This window comes from Streptomyces sp. H27-C3 (assembly GCF_030063415.1).
Taxonomy (GTDB): Bacteria; Actinomycetota; Actinomycetes; order Streptomycetales; family Streptomycetaceae; genus Streptomyces.
This window is the reverse complement of the sequence record NZ_JASITA010000032.1, coordinates 71,926-85,462: the sequence shown is the minus strand read 5'-3', so window position 1 is coordinate 85,462 and position 13,537 is coordinate 71,926. Positions and strand designations below refer to the sequence as shown.

13 protein-coding genes are annotated in these 13,537 nt (G+C 70.3%); 3 read left to right on the top strand and 10 right to left on the bottom strand.

The window, feature by feature from the left end:
• Positions 1-16: 16 nt before the first annotated feature.
• From QMK30_RS27825 to QMK30_RS27815, 3 genes are all read right to left on the bottom strand, one after another.
• Positions 17-1,462, bottom strand: coding sequence for an NAD(P)H-hydrate dehydratase (locus QMK30_RS27825; RefSeq protein ID WP_283521082.1), 1,446 nt, complete (start codon positions 1,460-1,462; stop codon positions 17-19).
• Positions 1,463-1,528: 66 nt separating this feature from the next.
• Entirely contained in the window at positions 1,529-1,897 is a 369-nt protein-coding gene (locus QMK30_RS27820; protein ID WP_283521081.1) for a holo-ACP synthase, read from the bottom strand.
• Positions 1,898-2,039: 142 nt separating this feature from the next.
• On the bottom strand, positions 2,040-2,831 hold the full coding sequence (locus QMK30_RS27815; RefSeq protein WP_283521080.1) for a hypothetical protein: 792 nt from the start codon (positions 2,829-2,831) through the stop codon (positions 2,040-2,042).
• Positions 2,832-3,124: 293 nt separating this feature from the next.
• Here QMK30_RS27815 and coaA point away from each other — a divergent pair, with 293 nt between their 5' ends.
• Entirely contained in the window at positions 3,125-4,114 is a 990-nt protein-coding gene (coaA, locus tag QMK30_RS27810; protein WP_283521079.1) for a type I pantothenate kinase, read from the top strand.
• Between the two features lie 38 nt (positions 4,115-4,152).
• The gene (locus QMK30_RS27805; RefSeq protein WP_283521078.1) at positions 4,153-5,097 is read left to right on the top strand and encodes a DUF389 domain-containing protein; all 945 of its coding nucleotides are present in this window, start codon (positions 4,153-4,155) and stop codon (positions 5,095-5,097) included.
• Between the two features lie 275 nt (positions 5,098-5,372).
• On the opposite strand, the gene glmM is transcribed toward QMK30_RS27805, so the two are convergent.
• From glmM to QMK30_RS27785, 4 genes are all read right to left on the bottom strand, one after another.
• Positions 5,373-6,731 (bottom strand): phosphoglucosamine mutase, encoded by a 1,359-nt coding sequence (gene glmM / locus QMK30_RS27800; protein WP_283521077.1) that lies wholly within the window; start codon positions 6,729-6,731, stop codon positions 5,373-5,375.
• 149 nt (positions 6,732-6,880) lie between these two features.
• Positions 6,881-7,414, bottom strand: a complete 534-nt coding sequence (gene rpsI / locus QMK30_RS27795; RefSeq protein ID WP_283521076.1) for a 30S ribosomal protein S9 — start codon at positions 7,412-7,414, stop codon at positions 6,881-6,883.
• Positions 7,415-7,458: 44 nt separating this feature from the next.
• Positions 7,459-7,902, bottom strand: coding sequence for a 50S ribosomal protein L13 (rplM, locus tag QMK30_RS27790; RefSeq protein WP_283521075.1), 444 nt, complete (start codon positions 7,900-7,902; stop codon positions 7,459-7,461).
• 317 nt (positions 7,903-8,219) lie between these two features.
• The gene (locus QMK30_RS27785; protein ID WP_283521074.1) at positions 8,220-9,839 is read right to left on the bottom strand and encodes an ABC-F family ATP-binding cassette domain-containing protein; all 1,620 of its coding nucleotides are present in this window, start codon (positions 9,837-9,839) and stop codon (positions 8,220-8,222) included.
• Positions 9,840-9,962: 123 nt separating this feature from the next.
• Between QMK30_RS27785 and QMK30_RS27780 the strand changes: the two genes are divergently transcribed.
• Positions 9,963-10,853 (top strand): hypothetical protein, encoded by an 891-nt coding sequence (locus tag QMK30_RS27780; RefSeq protein WP_283521073.1) that lies wholly within the window; start codon positions 9,963-9,965, stop codon positions 10,851-10,853.
• On the opposite strand, the gene truA is transcribed toward QMK30_RS27780, so the two are convergent.
• The 3 genes from truA to QMK30_RS27765 form a co-directional block, all read right to left on the bottom strand.
• Entirely contained in the window at positions 10,821-11,678 is an 858-nt protein-coding gene (gene truA, locus QMK30_RS27775) for a tRNA pseudouridine(38-40) synthase TruA (RefSeq protein WP_283521072.1), read from the bottom strand. The genes QMK30_RS27780 and truA overlap by 33 nt on opposite strands.
• Before the next feature lie 95 nt (positions 11,679-11,773).
• Positions 11,774-12,292 carry a 50S ribosomal protein L17 gene (gene rplQ, locus QMK30_RS27770; RefSeq protein WP_283521071.1) on the bottom strand — a complete coding sequence of 173 codons (519 nt, stop codon included), beginning with the start codon at positions 12,290-12,292 and terminating at the stop codon, positions 11,774-11,776.
• An 86-nt stretch (positions 12,293-12,378) separates the two neighbouring features.
• Positions 12,379-13,401, bottom strand: a complete 1,023-nt coding sequence (locus QMK30_RS27765) for a DNA-directed RNA polymerase subunit alpha (RefSeq protein ID WP_283521070.1) — start codon at positions 13,399-13,401, stop codon at positions 12,379-12,381.
• Positions 13,402-13,537 lie beyond the last annotated feature (136 nt).

Below are 13,537 nucleotides of genomic sequence, written 5' to 3'. Positions count from 1 at the left end.
TACCCAAACCGCCCCCTCAACCCACCAGCCCCCGCCACACCCCCGGCAACGCCGCCGCGACATCGTGCGCGGCCACCGGCGCTCCGGATGCCGCCCCGCGTCCCGCCAGGCCGTGCAGGTACGCCGCCGCCGACGCCGCGTCCACCGCGTCCAGGCCCGCCGCCAGCAACGCACCCGCGAGGCCCGACAGGACGTCACCGCTGCCTGCAGTCGCCAGCCATGGCGTCCCCGTCGGGTTCACCCGGACCGGCGCGCCCCCCGCGCCGCCCGCCGGAGCCACCAGCGTCGTGGAGCCCTTGAGCAGCACCGTCGCCCCGTACATCGCGGCCAGTTCCCGCACCGACACCAGCCGCGCCGACTCCACCTCATCGCGGGCCACGCCGAGCAGCGCCGCCGCCTCCCCCGCGTGCGGGGTGAGCAGCGTCGGCGCGCTGCGGGCCCGCAGCGTCGCGGGGTCCAGCGGGCGCAGCCCGTCCGCGTCCACCAGGACCGGCACGTCGGACGCCAGCACATCTGCGACGACGCCCTCCGCGTTGTCACCGAGCCCGGGCCCCACGACCCATGCCTGGACCCGCCCCGCCTTCCCCGGCGGCCCCGCGTGCACCAGCACCTCGGGGTAGCGGGCGATCACCGCGTCCCCGCCCGGCCCCACGTACCGCACGGCCCCGGCCCCGCCCCGCAGCGCCCCGGCCACCGCGAGCACCGCCGCACCGGGATACCGGGCCGACCCGGCCACCACACCGACGACACCGCGCCGGTACTTGTCGCTCTCCGCACCAGGCGCCGGCAACAGCGCCGCCACATCCGCGTGCTGCAACGCCTCCACATCGGCCTCGACCGGCAGATCGAGCCCGAGGTCGACCAGATGGGTGGCGCCCGCGTACTCCCGCGCCGGGTCGATCAGCAGCCCCGGCTTGTACGTACCGAAAGTGACCGTCGCGTCGGCCCGCACACACGCGCCCCGCACCTGCCCGGTGTCCGCCTCGACCCCGCTCGGCAGGTCGACGGCGACCAGCACCGCGCCCGAATCCCGCGCGGCCTGCGCGGCCCGCACCAGCGCCACCGCGTCCTCGCGCAGCCCGCCCCGCCCGCCGATCCCGGTGATGCCGTCCACGACGAGGTCGGCGCGCGCGAGGACGGCGTACGGATCACCGGGCACCCGCCCCCCGGCGGCCTGCAGCGCCGCGAGGCCGCCCGCGTGCGCCCGGTCTGGGGCGAGCAGCACCGCAGCCACCCCCGCCCCGCGCCGCGCGAGCCGCGCCCCCGCGTACAGCGCGTCGCCGCCGTTGTCACCGCTTCCCACGAGCAGCACGACCCTGGCCCCGTACACCCGCCCCAGCAGCCCCGCGCAGGCCGCGGCGAGCCCGGCGGCGGCCCGCTGCATGAGGGCGCCCTCCGGAAGCCGCGCCATCAGCTCGCGCTCGGCACTCCGTACGGTCTCCACGCTGTACGCACGACGCATCAGAAACTCACCTCGACAACTCGCCCTTCAACGGCCCACGGTCCAACCACCCCCGTACCCGCTCGCTCACCCCTCAGCGATCACCACCGCGGAAGCCACCCCCGCGTCATGGCTGAGCGACACATGCCACGACCGCACCCCGAGCGCGTCCGCCCGAGCCGCCACCGTCCCCCACACCCGAAGCCGCGGCTGCCCGCTGTCCTCGACGTACACCTCCGCGTCCGTCCAGTGCAGCCCGGCCGGCGCGCCCAGTGCCTTCGCCAGGGCCTCCTTCGCCGCGAACCGGGCGGCGAGCGAGGCGATGCCGCGCCGCTCACCGCTCGGCAGCGTCAACTCCGCCTCCACGAACAGCCGCTGCGCCAACTGCGGCGTGCGCTCCATGGACGCCCGGAACCGTTCGATCTCGGCCACATCAATGCCGACCCCAATAATCACGCGCTCACTCAATCGTCATGGAACTGGCCCGATTCATCCCGGCAGCCTACGACGCGGCCCGCTCCCCGCCGGGGACCCGGACAAGACGCGACCCCGCCCCGGCGGAGGCGCCGGGACGGGGTCGGGTTCAACGCGCGCGGTCTCAGCCGAGCTTCGCCACCTGCGCGTCGATGATCGCCTTGGGGAACTCCGCCTTGCCGGTGAGGCCCAGCACGCCGAAGGCCGCGAGGGTGTTGCCCTTGCGCACCGCGACCACCTGGTGGGAGCCGGTCTCCTTGCCGCTCTCACCCTCCATGTCGAACGACAGGGTGTAGGTCAGCGCCTCGTCCCCACCGGTGTAGGCGGGGCCCGCGGCGACCTTGGTGAACTTGGTGTTGTCCTTGTTCGCCATGTCCGTGCCGTCGGACAGGATGAAGCCACCGGCGCACGCCTCGCCCGCGGAGCGCAGCGCGGCGAAGGCCTCTTCGGCGCCCTTGCCGTCGTACGAGCCGATCGTGTCGCTGGTGATCGTCCCCTTGAGGACGTCCATGGCCGCCTTCATCTTCTCCTCGGGCGTGGCGTCCTTGGCCGCCTTGGCCGGCATCGGCACGAGCTTCCGCTGCGCGGTCGCGCCGGGAGTGCCCATCGGCCGGAACGCCAGGACGTCGATGAACGGCTCGCACTCGGCCTTGTCCGTGCCGGCCCGCTTGCCCGCGACCTGGTCCACCTTGGTGGCCTTGGTGATCTTGTGCTCGGCCGTCAGGTCCTTCTCGGCCAGGATGATCTTGTCCAGCTCGGCCGCCGAGAGGGCCTTCGCGGCGGATCCGCCGTTCTTGCCCTTGTCCCCGGCGGCAGCGTCGTCCTTGGCCTTGTCGGCCCCGCAGGCGCCGACCAGCAGGGTCAGCGAGAGCGCGGAGACGGCAACGGCGGTACGACGGGCAATGGTGCGACGCATCGAAAATTTTCCCTCTGAGTCAGTCCGGATCGGTGAACAACGTTCCCCCCGCGCGAAGTTCACTCGACCGGTGACACGCGGAAATCGTTGCGAGCCCTGAATCTAAGGCCTGGACCCGCCCGATGATCAACGAATTTTCCGCGCCTGCGAGATCGTGACGCTCACGACATCCCAGAGGCATCCAATCGAGACGCGTTCCCCTACAACCTTCGCCCGCACCCTCCACGCACGGCCTTCCCCCACGTGACCGAGCACACCACCCACTCCGGCCCCGTACCCCCGACAATGTTCCTGTGATCACTTCGGCGCCACGCAACACCCCCCGCCGGGCGGATGCCTCCCCCTATCTGGACCTCAGCCGGGCGGAGTGGAGCGCCCTGCGCGAGAAGACCCCGCTCCCGCTGACCGCGGAGGAGCTGGAGCGGCTGCGCGGGCTCGGCGACGTCATCGACCTGGACGAGGTGCGGGACGTCTACCTCCCGCTGTCCCGCCTGCTCAACCTCTACGTGCAGGCCACCTCGGGCCTGCGCGGCGCCCTCAACACCTTCCTCGGCGACGCGGGCAACGGGCACGGTTCGCAACGCGGCACCCCGTTCGTCATAGGGGTCGCCGGCAGCGTCGCCGTCGGCAAGTCCACCGTGGCCCGACTCCTCCAGGCACTGCTCGCCCGCTGGCCGGAGCACCCGCGCGTGGAGCTGGTCACCACCGACGGCTTCCTCCTCCCGATGGAGGAGCTGGAGCGGCGCGGCCTGATGGCCCGCAAGGGCTTCCCCGAGTCGTACGACCGACGCGCCCTGACCCGCTTCGTCGCCGACATCAAGGCGGGCAAGGACGAGGTCACCGCGCCCGTCTACTCGCACCTGAAGTACGACATCGTGCCGGGCGAGCGCCTCACCGTCCGCCGCCCCGACATCCTGATCGTCGAGGGCCTGAATGTCCTGCAGCCCGCCCTCCCCGGCAAGGACGGCCGCACCCGGGTCGGTCTCGCGGACTACTTCGACTTCAGTGTGTACGTCGACGCGCGCCCCGAGGACATCGAACAGTGGTACCTCAACCGCTTCCGCAAACTGCGCGCGACGGCCTTCCAGAACCCGTTCTCGTACTTCAGGAAGTACACCCAGGTATCCGAGGGCGAGGCGATGGAGTACGCCCGCACGACCTGGCGCACCATCAACAAGCCGAACCTGGTGCAGAACGTGGCCCCCACCCGCGGCCGTGCCACCCTGGTGCTGCGCAAGGGCCCCGACCACAAGGTCCAGCGGCTGTCCCTGCGCAAGCTCTGAAGAATCCCCAAGCCCACCCCCGAACCGGGAGCCCGCGCGTGCTGCACCTGCGACTGATGATCCCGGCCGACCGCACCGAGGAGGTCGTCGGCCTCCTCGAGTCGACCGTCGGCGCGACCCACCTCGCCGTGATCCCCGGCGCGTCGCGCGACCCGCAGGGCGACCTGGTGATGTGCGACGTCGCCCGCGAGGCCGGGGACGAGCTCATCGGCGCCCTGCGCGAGATCGGCATCGCCGAGTCCGGCTCGATCGCCGTGGAGAACATCGACCTGTCGCTGTCGGCCCGCGCGGACCGGGCCGAGGAGGACGCGCCGGGCGAGGGCGCGGACGCCGTGCTGTGGGAGCACCTGGCGGACGCGACCCACGAGGAGTCCACCCTCAGCGCCACCTACCTCGCGTTCCTGGCGCTGGCGACGATGATCGCGGCCTGCGGTGTGGTGCTCGACAACGCGATCCTGGTGGTGGGCGCTATGGCGGTCGGCCCGGAGTTCGGCCCGCTCGCCGGTTTCTGCACGGCGCTCGTGCGGCGCGCCCCCCGGCTGGCCCTGCGCTCGCTGGTCGCGCTGATCGCGGGCTTCGCGGCGGCGATGGCGGTGACGGTCGTGTTCAGCTTCTTCATGGACGCCGTCGGTCTGTTCACCGAGGCGAAGCTGGACGGCGAGCGGCCCAACACGGGCTTCGTGTACGCCCCGGACTGGTTCTCGTTCGTGGTCGCCGTACTGGCGGGCGCGGCCGGCATGCTGTCGCTGACCTCGGCCAAGTCCGGCGCCCTGGTCGGCGTCGCCATCTCGGTGACGACGGTGCCCGCCGCGGCCAACGCGGCGGTCGCCCTCAGCTACGGGGACCTGGGCCAGACCTGGGGCTCGTCCAAGCAGCTCCTGCTGAACCTGCTGGGCATTGTTGTCGCGGGCACCCTCACACTGCTCGTCCAGAAGTACTTCTGGTCCAAGCAGCGCGAGCGCACCGCGCGGAAGACGATTTAAGGGGTGTCCGCCGATCTCCGTGGAGGAGCGGGGTCCGGCACGCACATCCGCGGCATTGTCGTCGGTCGCCGACGCTCCGCGTCGACCCCCTCCTCCGCCCTCGCGGCTCCACCCACCAGACCCCGCTCCTCCACCCACGGAGATCCGCCGGACACCCCATGGAAGGCCGATGAAGATCTTGCTCCGGCCGCCCGGATCACCCCGGATTGCCAGTAAATGTCAATCCCGTCGAACTGGTGCAATACGGGCGTGATTTCAAGATCTTCAGGACACTCCTAGCCGAGCGCCGACTTCACGACGTCGGCCAGCCGGCCGGCCACCGCCTTCGCCTGCTCGATGTCGGCCGCCTCGACCATGACCCGCACCAGCGGCTCGGTGCCCGACGACCGCAGCAGGACCCGGCCCGTGGCGCCCAGCTCCCGCTCGGCGTCGGCGACCGCGGCCGCCAGCTCGGCGGAGGTGTTCACGCGCGACTTGTCGACGTCGGGGACGTTGATGAGGATCTGCGGCAGCCGCGTCATGACACCGGCGAGATCGGCCAGCGTACGACCCGTCGCGGCGATCCTCGCGGCCAGCATCAGGCCGGTCAGCGTGCCGTCACCGGTCGTCGCGTGGTCCAGGACGATCACGTGCCCGGACTGCTCGCCGCCCAGCGCGTATCCCTCGGCCTTCATCGACTCCAGTACGTAACGGTCGCCGACAGCGGTCTGCACGAGCGCGATGCCCTCGCGCTCCATCGCGATCTTGAAACCGAGGTTCGACATGACGGTGCCGACGACGGTGTCCTTGCGCAGCTGTCCGGCCTCTCGCATGGAGAGCGCCAGTACGGCCAGGATCTGGTCGCCGTCGATCTCGTTGCCCGCCGCGTCCACCGCGAGGCAGCGGTCGGCGTCGCCGTCGTGCGCGATGCCGAGGTCCGCGCCGTGCTCGACCACGGCGGCCTGGAGCAGCCCCAGGTGCGTGGAGCCGCAGCCGTCGTTGATGTTGAGGCCGTTCGGATCGGCACCGATGGTGACGATCTCCGCGCCGGCCCGCGCGAAGGCCTCGGGCGAGACACGGGAAGCCGCACCGTGCGCCTCGTCGAGGACGACCTTCAGGCCGTCGAGCCGGTTCGGCAGAACGCCGATCAGGTGCGCGATGTACTGGTCGAAGCCGGACGCGTAGTCCGTCACCCGGCCGACGCCGGCCCCGGTCGGCCGCGCCCAGGGAGCGCCGGTGGTGTGCTCCACGTACAGCGACTCGATGCGGATCTCCAGCTCGTCGGCGAGCTTGTGACCGCCGCGCGCGAAGAACTTGATGCCGTTGTCCGGCATCGCGTTGTGGCTGGCGGAGAGCATCACGCCGAGGTCCGCGCCGAGCACACCGGTGAGGTACGCGACCCCGGGTGTGGGCAGCACGCCGACGCGCAGGACGTCCACGCCCGCGCTCGCGAGGCCCGCCACGACGGCGGCCTCCAGGAACTCCCCGGATGCACGGGGGTCACGCCCGACCACTGCTGTCGGCCGATGGCCCTCGAACGTGCCCACCTCGGCGAGTACATGCGCCGCAGCGACCGACAGACCGAGCGCGAGCTCAGCTGTCAGGTCCGCGTTGGCGACGCCGCGCACACCGTCCGTGCCGAAGAGTCGTCCCACTGGTGTCCTCCGAAAAGCTCCGAAAAAAGGTCTCTTGGGTGCCCAACACCGTTGTACGCCGGGCATGCCGATATACGAACGCCCCGGCAGCACGAAATGTGCCGCCGGGGCGAAACGTCTTGATCAGCCGAGCAAGTCGAGCAAACGGATTAGCGCTTGCTGTACTGCGGGGCCTTACGGGCCTTCTTGAGACCGGCCTTCTTGCGCTCGACCGCACGGTCGTCACGGCAGAGGAATCCGGCCTTCTTCAGCGGGGCGCGGTTGTTGTCCACGTCCGCCTCGTTCAGCGAGCGGGCCACGCCGAGGCGCAGGGCGCCGGCCTGACCGGAAACGCCGCCACCCGAGATGCGGGCGACAACGTCGTAGCGGTTGTCGAGCTCGAGCACCTTGAAGGGCTCGTTGACTGCCTGCTGGTGCACCTTGTTCGGGAAGTAACCCTCAAGGGTGCGACCGTTGATCTTCCACTTGCCGGTGCCCGGAACGATCCGGACGCGGGCAATGGCGTTCTTACGACGGCCCAGACCTGCGGCCGGCTGCGGGTCGCCGAAGCGGCCCGCCATCGACTCGCTGGTGTACTCGCCGTCGACCGGCACCTCGGACTCGAAGGTGGTGACCTCGGCGAAGGTCTCTTCGGCCTCGGGCTCGGTGCCCTCGGCGGGGGTCTCAACAGTGGACTCGGCCACGATGCTCCTCAGATTTCTTTACGTCTTAGGGGGTGTGGCCGGAACTACTGCGCGACCTGGGTGATCTCGTACGGAACCGGCTGCTGAGCAGCGTGCGGGTGCTGGTCGCCCGCGTAGATCTTCAGCTTCGAGAGCACCTGGCGACCCAGGGTGTTCTTGGGGATCATGCCCTTGATGGCCTTCTCTACGGCCTTCTCGGGGTTCTTCGCCATGAGCTCGTCATAGCGGACAGAACGCAGACCGCCCGGGTAACCGGAGTGGCGGTAAGCCATCTTCTGGGTCTTCTTGTTGCCGGAGAGGTGGATCTTCTCGGCGTTGATGATGACGACGAAGTCGCCCATGTCCATGTGCGGGGCGTAGATCGCCTTGTGCTTGCCCCGCAGGAGGATGGCGGCGGTCGTCGCCAGACGGCCCAGGACGATGTCCTGCGCGTCGATGATGTGCCACTGGCGCGTGACATCGCCGGGCTTGGGGCTGTACGTACGCACGGTCGTAGCCTTCGCTTCTTCAGAGTGAGGATCCCCGGCTCGGTGAAGAGCATGGGGACGGGTCCTGACAGGTCGCCCGGACGATCACGACAGCCTTGGCCGCATTCGGGGACGCAACCCGTCTGCATGCCGCTGGTCATCGATCCGGTCGGCCGGCGTAAGGGCCCCTCGCGTGAGAACGACCAAGCCAATACGCATAACGAACTGGAAGCTTACCTGCGCCACCCGTACGGGTCAAAACGCACCCCCGGGCGGCGCCTCAGGTGCCTCTCGCGCCCCACCGGACGGCGGCCCGCGCGGCGCCGCGCGGGCCGCCATTACCGCGCCCGGTCCACCCGTCGCTCGTCCCACACCGGCTCCGTGGTCTCCCGCACGACCCCGTCCGACCCGAACACCAGGTACCGGTCGAAGGCCTTCGCGAACCACCGGTCGTGGGTGACGGCCAGCACAGTCCCGTCGTACGCCTCAAGGCCCTCCTGGAGGGCCTCCGCCGACTCGAGGTCCAGGTTGTCCGTCGGCTCGTCCAGCAGCAGCGCCGTGGTGCCCTCAAGCTCCAGGAGCAGGATCTGGAAGCGCGCCTGCTGCCCGCCCGAGAGCTTCTCGAAGGGCTGGTCGCCCTGGCGCTCCAGCTCGTAGCGCCGCAGCACCGACATCGCACCGCCCCGGTCCTTCGCGTGCTCCGTCCACAGGATGTCGACGAGCGTGCGCCCCAGCAGCTCCGGATGCGCGTGCGTCTGCGCGAAGTGCCCGGGCAGGACCCGCGCGCCCAGCTTCCACACCCCCTTGTGCCGCACGTCCTCGCCCGCGAGGAGCCGCAGGAAGTGCGACTTCCCCGAGCCGTTCGACCCCAGTACGGCGACGCGCTCCCCGTAGTAGACCTCCAGGTCGAACGGCTTCATCAGACCGACGAGCTCAAGCCCCTCGCAGGTAACCGCCCGCACCCCGGTACGACCGCCCCGCAGCCGCATCCTGATCTCCTGCTCGCGCGGCGGCTCGGGCGGCGGCCCCGCGTCCTCGAACCGCTTGAAGCGGGTCTGCATCGCCTTGTAGCGCGAGGCCATGTCGGGACTGATCGCCGCCTGGTTCCGCAGCCGCAGCACCAGCGCCTTCAGCCGGGCGTGCTCCTCTTCCCAGCGCCGCTTGAGCTCTTCGAACCGCGCGAACCGCTCCTTGCGCGCCTGGTGGTACGTGCCGAACCCGGCGCCGTGCACCCACACGTCCGTACCGGCGGGCCCCGGCTCCAGGCTCACGATCTTCTCGGCGGCCCGGGCCAGCAGCTCCCGGTCGTGGGAGACGAAGAGAACCGTCTTGCGGGTCTCCTTCAGCTGCCCCTCCAGCCACCGCTTGCCCGGCACGTCCAGATAGTTGTCGGGCTCGTCGAGCAGCAGCACCTCGTCGGGTCCGCGCAGCAGCGCCTCAAGGACGAGCCGCTTCTGCTCACCGCCGGACAGCGTCCGCACCTCACGCCACTGGGCCTGCTCGTACGGCACCCCGAGCCCGGCCATGGTGCACATGTCCCAGACCGTCTCGGCCTCGTAGCCGTGCGCCTCGGCCCAGTCGCTGAGCGCCTGCGCGTACGCCATCTGCGCGGCCTCGTCGTCCCGCGTCATCATCGCGTGCTCGGCCGCGTCGACCGCGGCGGCGGCTGCCCGGATCCGCGGCTGTGCGACCGAGACCAGCAGGTCCCGTACGGTCCGCTCGTCGCGCACCGACCCGACGAACTGCGACATCACGCCGAGCCCGCCGCTCACCGACACCGAGCCGCCGTGCGGCTGGAGCTCCCCCGCGATCATCCGCAGCAGGGTTGTCTTGCCGGCGCCGTTCGCGCCCACCAGGGCGACCACCGCGCCCTCGCCCACCCGGAACGAGGCGTCGCCGAGCAGCACCCGCCCGTCGGGGAGGTAGTACTCCAGATGCGCAGCCTCAAGATGTCCCATGCTCCGCATTCTGACCGCCGACCGGCCCATCGCCCAACCGGATTAGGATGCGCACGATCGCTGTGCCGTCCCGGGGGACGCGGGCACAGCACAGGGCGGCACGACACGGCGGGGTGAAGGTCAGTGAGTTTTGGGCAAGGGGGACCGTCCTGGGGAGGCCCCGGGGGGCAGCGACCCGATCCGTACGCGTCGCGGACCACGGACGACACCCCGGACTGGGCGGCACTGGCCGACGCGTCGGCCGCGCGCGCCCGGCGCAAGAGGTGGATGTACATCGGCGGCGGGGTCCTCGCGACGGCGGTCGTCGGCGCGATCGTCGCGACAGCGGTGGTCTCGGCGGGCAACGGCTCCACCGACAACAGCAACTCGGCGAGCAGCCTGCCCAGCCCCGAGACCCTGCCCACGGAGACCGCCGAGCCCGGCCCGTCCTTCTCCTCGCAGGCACCGCCGCCCCCGCCGAACCCCAAGGACTTCATCTCCAGCGCGAAGAAGGACAAGGCACCGCTCAGCGCCGGCACCCTCTTCCCCGGCGAGAAGCTGACGATGGCGAACAACCGCGTCTACGCCCAGGGCGCCACGAACCGCACCACGAGCTGCGCGGCGGCCACCCAGGGCGCACTCGGCTCCGTACTCGCGGGCAACGGCTGCGACCAGGTCATCCGCGCGACCTACAGCGGTGACGGCGTCGCCGTCACCGTCGGCGTGGCGGTCTTCGACACCGAGGCGCAGGCCCAGAAGGCCAAGCAGCAGGCGAGCGGCGGCCTCGCCTCCCTCCCCGGCTCCGGTGTCCCCACCTTCTGCCGGGGCGGCTCGGTCTGCCGCAGGACCACCAACGCGTACGGCCGGTACGCCTACTTCACCGTGGGCGGCTTCACCAACGGCAAGAACGTCACCAAGGCGGACAAGGAAGTCTTCACGACCGGTGACGACGTCGCCGAGTTCACCTTCCGTCAGATCCACCGGCGGGGAACCGCCCAGGCGTCAGCAGCAGCCACCGCTCCCGTCGGGCAGTGACCGCATGTTGCGGGCCTCGCGGCTGCGCGCGGCCAGCAACTCGTCGGCGGGGTAACCGACTTCCTCCAGGGTGAGGCCGTGTGGGCGTACGACATGGACGGCCGAGTCCCGTACGCCTGCCGCCAGCACCTTCCCCGGCCACTCCACCGGCCGGTGCCCGTCGCCGACGAACAGCATCGCGCCGACCAGCGAGCGCACCATGTTGTGGCAGAAGGCGTCGGCCCGCACGGTCGCCGTGATGATCCCGTCCGCGCCGCGCTCCCAACTCAGCTTCTGGAGCGTGCGGATGGTCGTCGCGCCCTCGCGCTTCTTGCAGTACGCCGCGAAGTCGTGCTCCCCGAGCAGCCGCGCGGCGGCGGCGTTCATCGCGTCGACGTCCAACGGCCAGTCGTGCCACAGCACATGACCGCGCAGCAGCGGATCGACGCCACCCACGTGGTCCGTCACGCGGTACGCGTAACGCCGCCAGATCGCCGAGAAGCGCGCGTTGAAGCCCGCGGGCGCCTCGGTCACCCTCCACACCCGTACGTCGTGCGGGAGGCGACCCGCGAGCCGCCTGGGCAGCTTCTCGCGGTGCTCCTCCCACACGTCGGCCGCCACATCGAACTGCGCGACCTGGCCGCGCGCGTGCACGCCCGAGTCCGTACGTCCGGCGACGGTCAGGGAGACCGGCTCGGCCAGCCGCATGACGGTGCTCAGCGCGGACTCCAGCTCGCCCTGCACCGTCCGCCGTTCCCGCTGCTTCGCCCAGCCCGAGAAGTCCTTCCCGTCGTACGAAAGATCCAGCCGCACCCGTACGAAGCCGGGCTCCACGTCATCGCTCACCAGTGAATCCTCTCAAAACAGAACGGGCCCGCACCGCCCCGAAGGGTGATGCGGGCCCGTCCCAGTGGTCTTCAGAACACCTGAGTGTCCAAGGACTACTTGGACTCCTCGGCGGCCTCGTCGGCCGGCTTGGCGTCCTCGACCTTGGTGTCCTCAGCCTTGGCGTCCTCGACAGCCTCGTCCTTCTTGAGGGTGTCTTCCTTCACCGCGCGCTTGGTCGCAGCCTCGGCCTCACCGGTGGCGGCCTGCGCCACGGTCAGGGCCTCGACGAGCTCGATGACAGCCATGGGAGCGTTGTCGCCACGACGGCTACCGACCTTGGTGATACGCGTGTAACCACCGGGGCGGTTCTCGTAACGCGGGCCGATCTCGGTGAAGAGCGTGTGCACGATGCTCTTGTCCGTGATGGTCTGCAGAACCTGGCGACGGTTGTGGATGTCTCCACGCTTCGCCTTGGTGATCAGACGCTCGGCGACGGGGCGCAGGCGGCGGGCCTTGGCCTCCGTCGTCGTGATGCGACCGTGCTCGAACAGTGCCTTCGCGAGGTTCGCGAGAAGGTGACGCTCGTGCGCAGCGCTGCCGCCCAGACGGGCGCCCTTTGCGGGCTTCGGCATGGTGTTTCTCCTTCATGTCTGCACCGGCCGTATCAGGTACCGGTGTCAGTTACCGACGAACTAGTGCGCGCCGGAAGCGTGGAAGATCAGTACTGCTCGGTCTCGACGAAGCCCGCGTCCGCGTCGTCGTCGGCGCCGAAGGCGTCGGCGGCGGCGGTCGGGTCGAATCCGGGCGGGCTGTCCTTGAGGGCCAGGCCCATGCCGGCCAGCTTCGCCTTGACCTCGTCGATCGACTTCGCACCGAAGTTGCGGATGTCGAGCAGGTCGGCCTCGGACCGCGCCACGAGCTCACCCACGGAGTGGATGCCCTCGCGCTTGAGGCAGTTGTACGACCGAACGGTGAGCTCAAGCTCCTCGATCGGCAGGGCGAGATCGGCGGCGAGCGCCGCGTCCGTCGGCGACGGGCCCATGTCGATGCCCTCGGCGTCGATGTTGAGCTCGCGCGCCAGACCGAACAGCTCGACCAGCGTCTTACCGGCGGACGCCATGGCGTCGCGCGGCCGCATGGCCTGCTTGGTCTCGACGTCGACGATCAGCTTGTCGAAGTCGGTGCGCTGCTCGACACGGGTCGCCTCGACCTTGTACGTGACCTTGAGCACCGGCGAGTAGATCGAGTCGATCGGGATGCGCCCGATCTCCTGACCGACCTGCTTGTTCTGGACGGCGGAGACGTAGCCGCGACCGCGCTCGACGGTCAGCTCCATCTCCAGCTTGCCCTTGCCGTTGAGCGTCGCGAGAACGAGGTCCGGATTGTGGACCTCGACGCCGGCCGGCGGGGCGATGTCAGCAGCGGTGACCAGGCCGGGACCCTGCTTGCGCAGGTACATCACGACCGGCTCGTCGTGCTCCGAGGAGACGACGAGCTGCTTGATGTTGAGGATGAGGTCGGTCACATCCTCCTTGACGCCCGGCACGGTGGTGAACTCGTGCAGGACACCGTCGACCCGGATGCTGGTGACAGCGGCGCCGGGGATCGAGGAGAGGAGCGTACGACGCAGAGAGTTGCCGAGGGTGTAACCGAATCCCGGCTCCAGCGGCTCGATGACGAACCGGGAGCGGTACTCGTCTACGACCTCTTCGGTCAGCGAGGGGCGCTGAGCGATCAGCATGGAAATTCCTCCAGTGTCTTGGCACCCGCTATTTGATGCCAGTTACTACAAGGGTACGGGCGGCACGGCCCAAAGGGGTCGTACCGCCCGTGTGCAACGCGAGAAACGAGAAGGTCGGTCTTCACACCGCCCGCAA

Excerpts from the sequence above, each read along its gene's own strand:
- rplQ (WP_283521071.1), bottom strand. The coding sequence starts at position 12,292 with ATGCCGAAGCCCGCAAAGGGCGCCCGTCTGGGCGGCAGCGCTGCGCAC.
- QMK30_RS27825 (WP_283521082.1), bottom strand. The coding sequence starts at position 1,462 with ATGCGTCGTGCGTACAGCGTGGAGACCGTACGGAGTGCCGAGCGCGAG.
- QMK30_RS27815 (WP_283521080.1), bottom strand. The coding sequence starts at position 2,831 with ATGCGTCGCACCATTGCCCGTCGTACCGCCGTTGCCGTCTCCGCGCTC.
- QMK30_RS27765 (WP_283521070.1), bottom strand. The coding sequence starts at position 13,401 with ATGCTGATCGCTCAGCGCCCCTCGCTGACCGAAGAGGTCGTAGACGAG.
- QMK30_RS27785 (WP_283521074.1), bottom strand. The coding sequence starts at position 9,839 with ATGGGACATCTTGAGGCTGCGCATCTGGAGTACTACCTCCCCGACGGG.